General features: G+C 64.4%; 5 protein-coding genes. 1 reads left to right on the top strand and 4 read right to left on the bottom strand.

Going from position 1 to position 6,916, the window contains the following annotated elements:
* Together selD and senB are read right to left on the bottom strand one after the other, a co-directional pair.
* Positions 1-2,234 (bottom strand): selenide, water dikinase SelD (gene selD, locus GPS82_RS12800; RefSeq protein WP_296495330.1); only part of this gene is annotated, 2,234 nt, incomplete at its 3' end.
* 41 nt (positions 2,235-2,275) lie between these two features.
* Entirely contained in the window at positions 2,276-3,304 is a 1,029-nt protein-coding gene (gene senB, locus GPS82_RS12805; RefSeq protein ID WP_296495332.1) for a selenoneine biosynthesis selenosugar synthase SenB, read from the bottom strand.
* A 5-nt stretch (positions 3,305-3,309) separates the two neighbouring features.
* Here senB and senA point away from each other — a divergent pair, with 5 nt between their 5' ends.
* The gene (senA, locus tag GPS82_RS12810; protein WP_296495334.1) at positions 3,310-4,557 is read left to right on the top strand and encodes a selenoneine synthase SenA; all 1,248 of its coding nucleotides are present in this window, start codon (positions 3,310-3,312) and stop codon (positions 4,555-4,557) included.
* A 12-nt stretch (positions 4,558-4,569) separates the two neighbouring features.
* On the opposite strand, the gene egtD is transcribed toward senA, so the two are convergent.
* A complete protein-coding gene (gene egtD / locus GPS82_RS12815; protein WP_296495336.1) occupies positions 4,570-5,562 on the bottom strand; it encodes an L-histidine N(alpha)-methyltransferase in 993 nt (330 codons plus the stop codon).
* Between the two features lie 137 nt (positions 5,563-5,699).
* A partial coding sequence (locus tag GPS82_RS12820; protein ID WP_296495338.1) for an OB-fold nucleic acid binding domain-containing protein occupies positions 5,700-6,916 on the bottom strand: 1,217 nt, incomplete at its 5' end.

Raw genomic sequence — 6,916 nt, forward strand, 5'->3', positions numbered from 1 at the left:
ATCGAGGTGTGCCCATAACCCAAAGCCTGCAAGGCAGCCACACAGTCAGCAGCCCGATCAGCCGGCACGCTGGCCAGCAAGCCGCCGGCCGTTTGCGGGTCAAAAATCAATGGGTAACGCGGGTGGCTGACAAAATCTTCCGGGTTGCGCAAGGCCCGGCGCAGGCGCACGTTGGCGGGCTGCAGCGAGCTCACAATGCCCGCCGCCACCGTTTCCTGCGAACCGTCCAACAAGGGCAAGGCAGATAACACGATCTCGGCATCCACCCGTGAGGCTCGGGTCATTTCCACCAGATGACCCAGCAGCCCAAAGCCGGTGAGGTCGGTGCAGGCGGTGGCACCAAATTCACGCAAACACTGTGCACCCAGCCGGTTGGACTGCACCATCGACTGCAGCGCGGCATCAATCCAGCGCCCCTTGGCCGCCAGCCGGGCGTGCGCGGCAAACAGCGTGCCAGTGCCGATGGGTTTGGTCAAAATCAAGACATCGCCCGGCTGCATGCCACCTTTGCGTGTGACATTCACCAGGCCCTCGTCAATCAGTCCGTTCACCGCAAACCCCAGCGCCAGCTCGCTCCCCTCGCCGGTGTGACCACCCACCAGCGCGCAACCGGCCTCGTTGAGCACCTCGACGGCACCACGCATCATTTGAAACAGCAGGTCTTCCACCTTGGCCTCCAACCCGGGCGGCACGGTGGCAATGGCCGTGGCCGACTGCGGCTCGGCCCCCATGGCGAAAATATCGCCCAGCGCATGGTTGGCCGCCACCTTGCCAAACAGGTAGGGATCGTCGACGAAGGCGCGAAAAAAATCCACCGAGTGCACCAGCGCCATGCCCGGTGGCACGCGCACCACGGCGGCATCGTCCGGGTCATGCAGGCCGATCAAGACGTCGTCGCGCTGCACCACCTGCAATTGACCCAACGCCCTGGACAAGACCGTGGCGCCCACCTTGGCGCCACAGCCGCCACAGCGCATGGCAATGGCGGATAAGGCTTGCAAGGACTCGTCGGGATTCAAGGCGAGCTGAAACTGCGCACTGGCGGGCGCCGCAATGGGCCGGGCCTGCATGTCTGGAAACTCAGAGAATTTGCGCATGAAGCTGCGGTCAATACTGTCTTTCCAGCGCCACACCCAGTCACCCCAAAAGCCCAGGGCACCACGCGAGGCCACCGCGTAACGGTTGCCGGTGCTGATCAATGCCAGCCAGCTCGACTGCGGGCGGTAGGCCTGCAAGGCACGCTCCTGCACGCTCAGGCGCAGGTTGTCGGCCAGCGGCTGGCCCATGCGCACGGCAAACACACCGGCTTTTTCCAGCGGGTAGTTTTGCATGGCGGCAATGTCGCCTGCGGCAAAGATATGGGGGTCGGTGAGGGTTTGCAGCTGGTCGTTCACAACCACAAAGCCACCCTCATTCAGGACCAACCCGGTGGACTGCAACCAAGGCGCACCACCCGCCTGCGTGACCCACATGATCTCGTCGGCGTCCAGCTCAAGGCCACTGGCGCAGACCAGTCGCCCGGATGCGACCCGAACCACTTCGGCATTCAAGTGCACTTGCACACCGCGCTCGGCCAGCACGTGACTGAACTTCTGGCGCACCCGCGCGTTGTGCGTGGGCATGATGCTGCTGGCCGCACTGAGCAGATGAAACTGCAGCATGTCGGGGTCAAGCCCGCGCGATTGCAACTCCTGGCGCAGCCGGTATTGCATCGACAAAAGCAACTCCACACCGCCAGCGCCGGCGCCCACCACGGCAATACGCAGCAAACCCTGGGCGTGCTGCTGCACCCGTGCCAACAACGCCAGCCAGCGCTGGTTGAAGCGGGTGATGGGTTTGACCGGGGTGGCAAATTCGTTGGCACCGGCCACACCGCTCAGGCGCGGGGTCGAGCCAATGTTGATCGACAAGCGGTCGTAGGCCACCGGCGGGCGGTTGCGGCACAGCACTTTGCCAGCCGCGCGGTCAATGCCCACCACCTCGTCGCGGTACAACCGGGCCCCGGCAAACACGGCCAGGCGGGCCAGGTCGATGTGCACGTCGTCATAAGCGTAGTGGCCTGACACATATCCGGGCAACATGCCGGAATACGGGGTGTGCACGTCGGTGCAAATCACGGTCAGGCGCACGCCGGGCTCGGGCCGCATGCCAAAGCGCTTGAGCACGACCACATGGCTGTGGCCGCCGCCAATCAGCACGATGTCTCTGGCAATGGTTTGGGTGGGGTGTTGCATCACGGGGTGTGTCCAGAAAAACTGAAGGGTGGCGGCATGCGTCAGGCGGATGCACTTGCCGAAATTAGCCCGGTTACCAAGCGGCGCACTGCAAGCCGTTCAGTCTCGGGGGCAAACAGCGGCGCACGCGCAGCGCACTGGGCCTGCAAATGTGCATATAAAGCGGCGTCATGCTGGCAGCGGCGCAGCAGTTCAACCAGTTGCGAGGCATTGTCCCATTCAAAGTAACCCGCGTAGTCCGCCCCCAGCATGCCCACATTGCCGGCAATGCGCGAGGCCAGCACTGGCGTGCCCGATCGCACTGCCTCCATCACTACATGGGCGCCACCCTCCATGCGGCTGGTGTGCACCAGCACATGCGCGCGCTGAATGTGCCGGCGCGTGGCCTCGTGCGGCAAGGCGCCCAGCCAGCGGTAACCGGCACAGGCGTCGGCGGTGGCCTGCGCCTGTGCCGCCAGCGCAGCATCCAGTGGCGCACCAATGTGGTCGATGTGAATGGCGTCTTGCGGTGTGAGCAGGCGGGCGGCCGCGAACAGGGTGTGCGGTGACTTTTCTTCGCGCAAGTGGCCCACCATCACCGCCCGCAGCAAGCGCGTCGATTTGGGCAGGCTGAGCCGCGCTGGCGTTGACTGAAGGATCACTTGGGCGCGGGGCTGCAGCGCCAACGGCAAACTTGCCAAACCCAGGTCTTGCAACACCACCAGGCGCTGCGCCCACTGCAAGGACCGCTGCGCTTGCGGGTCGGTCTGGATGTCACGGTACAGGTCGGTGCCGGTCAGCACCACTGCCAGACCGGGCACCGGCTGCAGTTCAGAGCCACTGCCACGGCTCTGTGCCCAGGCGCTGATTGAGGCCGCCGAGCGCCGCGCGTGCAGGGCGATCATGCAGCTGTCGTGTGCTGTTGCCGGGCCGTCGGGCCATTCGGCCACGATGCGCGACCGAAATGCGGGGCCGCTGGCAGCGGGCGATTGCAGGAATTTTTGCCAGCGCCTTGCGGTTTGCCAATTGCCGTTGTTGGCATCCGCCAGCGCCGGGCTCACAATCACCACCTGTTTCTTCACCGAGGCCATCAGTCATGCTCCCCGAGTCGATTCCAGCTTTGCAAATCTGGCAGCCCGCCCAGGCGGCGCGCACTTCCAGCCCCCATTCGCTGGCGAACGCGCTGCAGACGAGTCGCGCGCGCACGCTGGCCTTGCTGGACGCTTATGAGGCGGCACTCGGGCCGTTGCTGACCGTGCCCTGCAGTCCGCAACTCAACCCGCCGTTGTGGGAACTGGGTCATATTGGCTGGTTTCAGGAGTTCTGGCTGGCGCGCAACCCGCAACGCAGTCTGGGGGTGCAGGCTGACCCGCAGGCGGCGCGACGCCCGTCGCTCTTGCCGCAGGCCGACACGCTTTACAACTCCAGTCGGGTGGCGCACGCCAGCCGCTGGCACTTGCCTCTGCCCGGCTTGCAGGCGACCCGGGCTTACCTGCAGGCCACGTTGGAGCAGACCCTGGCTTTTTTGGCGCGAGAGGCTGCCGACGATGCCGCTTTGTATTTCTACCGCTTGGCCCTGTTTCATGAAGACATGCATGGCGAAGCCGCCATTTACATGGCGCAGGCCCTGGGTATTGCGCTGGCGCCAGCGTTGTCGGGCGATGAGCCAGCGCGAGCCATCGGGCCGGAACAGTCGCTCCAACTCGCGGCCGGTGACTGGCTGCTGGGCTATGCTGATCGGGGCTTTGCCTTTGACAACGAACTGGGGCCGCACGCCGTGCAGTTGGCCGCTTATGCCATTGACGACCAGCCGGTGGCGTGGCGGCGTTATTTGCCGTTTGTGGAGGAGGGTGGCTATGCCGACGCACGCTGGTGGTCCGGGCCGGGCTGGCAGTGGCTGCAAGGCCAAGGCAGCCCGCGTTATTTGCGCCAGGTCGCCCAGGCTCGGGGTGCGCCGGTCTGGGAGCAATGCCGCTTTGGCCTGTGGCAAGCACTGGACCCGGATGCGCCCGCCTGCCACCTGAGTTATTTCGAGGCCGAAGCTTGGTGCCGCTGGGCCGGCCGCCAGTTGCCCAGCGAGGCGCAATGGGAGCGGGCTGCCATGACCCGCCCCGATTTTCACTGGGGCGAGGTGTGGGAATGGACCGCCAGCACCTTCAATCCCTATCCGGGTTTTGAGGCCCACCCCTACCTTGACTATTCTGCTCCCTGGTTTGGCGACCGGCCGGTGCTGCGCGGCGCCAGCCGGGCCACGTCCGCGCGCATGGCGCACCCGCGCTACCGAAATTACTTCACGTCTGAACGTAACGACATCTTGGCGGGCTTCAGAAGCTGCGCAGGGTAAAAAAGTCATGATTCAGGCACCGGCCCACATCACGGCAAAGCGGCCGGCGTCTGCTGTGGGCGCATCGGTCCACACCAGCGGCTCGGCAAAACCCGCCTCAAGCAGCAACTTTGAGAAACCTGCCACGGTCCACTTGTAGGAGTTCTCGGTATGAATGCGCTCGCCCCGGCTGAAGGCGCGCTGGCCGCCGGGCCACCGCACGGTCAGGTCGCGCTGCGCCACCAGGTGCATCTCGATGCGCGACTCAAGGCGGTTAAACAGCGCCAGGTGCGCCCAGTCGGCCAGCCGCATATCTGTGCCCACCAGCCGGTTCACGTTGGAGATCAGGTTCCGGTTGAAGGCGGCGGTAACGCCCAGCGTGTCGTCATAGGCTGCTTCGAGTTCAGTGGCATCCTTGACCAGGTCCACGCCGATCAGCAGCCCGCTGCCTGCCAACGGGCCGCAAGCCTCGCGCACCTGGCGCAAAAAGACCAGTGCCTGCGCTGGGGAGAAGTTGCCGATGCTCGAACCTGGGTAAAACAGCACCCTTGGGCCAGCACCGGGTTGGCCCAGCTCGGCCGGCAAATCCAGCGCCTGTGAAAAATCCAGTCCGATGCCGACCATCTCCATCGACGGGTACTGACGCTGCAACATGTCCAGGGTGGCGCGCAAAAAATCGACCGAGATGTCGACCGCCACATAGCGCCTGGGACAGAACGCCCCAAACAAACCAGCGGCTTTGCCACAGTTGCCAGCGCCCAGGTCGATCAGCGTGGCATCTTTTGGCACCGCCTGGGACATGGCCCGGGCGTGAACTCTGAAAATGGCCGCCTCGGTGCGCGTCGGGTAGTACTCGGGCAGTTCTGTGATGGCTTCAAACAGCCGCGAGCCCAGCGCGTCGTATAAAAACTTGGGTGACACCGTGGCTCCGCCGGGCTGCGCATCGGCCGTCAAGCCGTGGATCAGCTCCTGGCGAATGTGTTCAGCACTGTCGCGATGCAACTGGACAAAGACCGGAGTTTTCATGGAGGTGTGTGAATGGCAGGTGGCTGATCGTAGCGCCAGCGGCAGCGGTTAGGCGCAAACCTCGGGATTTGAAGGTTCTCGGGCTTACCGGAGTTGCCCGCTCGTGGTTTTCTTGAATCAGGCTTGTATCAGGGGCTTCAATGAAAATCCCGGCTGGGCGCGCTGAGTTGCCCCAACAAATGCGTCAAATCCACCAGGCGCTGCGCGATCAGGTTGCGCACCTCGCCTTCGCGCTGCCAGGTGCCGTAAACGCCCAGCAGTTTGGCGTTCATCAATGCCTGGCGCTGTTGTTCGCGCACACTTTTCCAGACGATGACCTGCACGCTGCCGTGCTCGTCTTCCAGCGACACAAAAACGACGCCCTTGGCGGTGCCCGGTTGCTGCCGCAGCGTCACGATGCCGCAGGCCCGCACCAGTCGGCCATTGGGAAGCTCACGCAAGGCTTGCGACGACTTGAAACGCATGGCGCTTAAGCGTTGTCGCAGCAGCGCCATGGGGTGGCGCCTGAGCGTGAGCCCGAGGGCAGCGTAGTCAAACACAATTTCCTCGCCCTCGGGGGCCTCGGGCAACTCAAGCAGTTCCTCTTCCACCGGCGCATCGCGCAGCAGCAGGGGTGGCGCATGCAAGGCCGCAGCGTCCCAGACCTGTTGCCGGCGGTGCCCCGACAGGCTGGCCAGTGCATCGGCTGCGGCCAGCAATTTCATCTCGTGCTGTTCCAGGTTGGCACGGCGTGACAGGTCTTCTGCGCTTTCAAAGGGCTCTTGTGCCCGCGCAGCGACAATGCGCTCGGCGGATGCACGCTTGAGCCCGGCAATCAGGCCCAGGCCCAGGCGCACGGCCGGTGTGTGGGGCAAGTCCTCCAGCGTGGCATCCAGCGCGCTGAACATCACATCCACCGCCCGCACTTCCACGCCGTGGCGCTTGGCGTCTTGCACCAACTGGCTGGGCGAGTAAAAGCCCAGCGGCTGGGAGTTGAGCATGGCGGCCAGAAAGGCGGCGGGCTCGGTGTGTTTGAGCCAGCAACTGGCGTACACCAGCAAGGCAAACGAGGCGGCATGGGACTCCGGGAAACCGTATTCGCTGAAGCCCTTGATCTGCTCAAAAATCTGCACGGCAAATTCCTTTTGGTAGCCGCGCGCGGTCATGCCGTCAACGATGCGGTTGTAGTATTTCTCCAGCCCGCCCTTGCGTTTCCAGGCGGCCATGGCGCGGCGCAAACCGTCGGCCTCGCCCGGGGTGAAACCGGCTGCCAGAATGCTGACCTGCATCACCTGTTCCTGAAAAACTGGAACGCCCAGCGTGCGGCCCAGCGCCTGTTCCAGCGCCGCGCTGGGGTAAGTCACCGCCTCCTTGC

It is taken from the genome of Rhodoferax sp., assembly GCF_011391645.1.
GTDB lineage: Bacteria > Pseudomonadota > Gammaproteobacteria > Burkholderiales > Burkholderiaceae_C > Rhodoferax.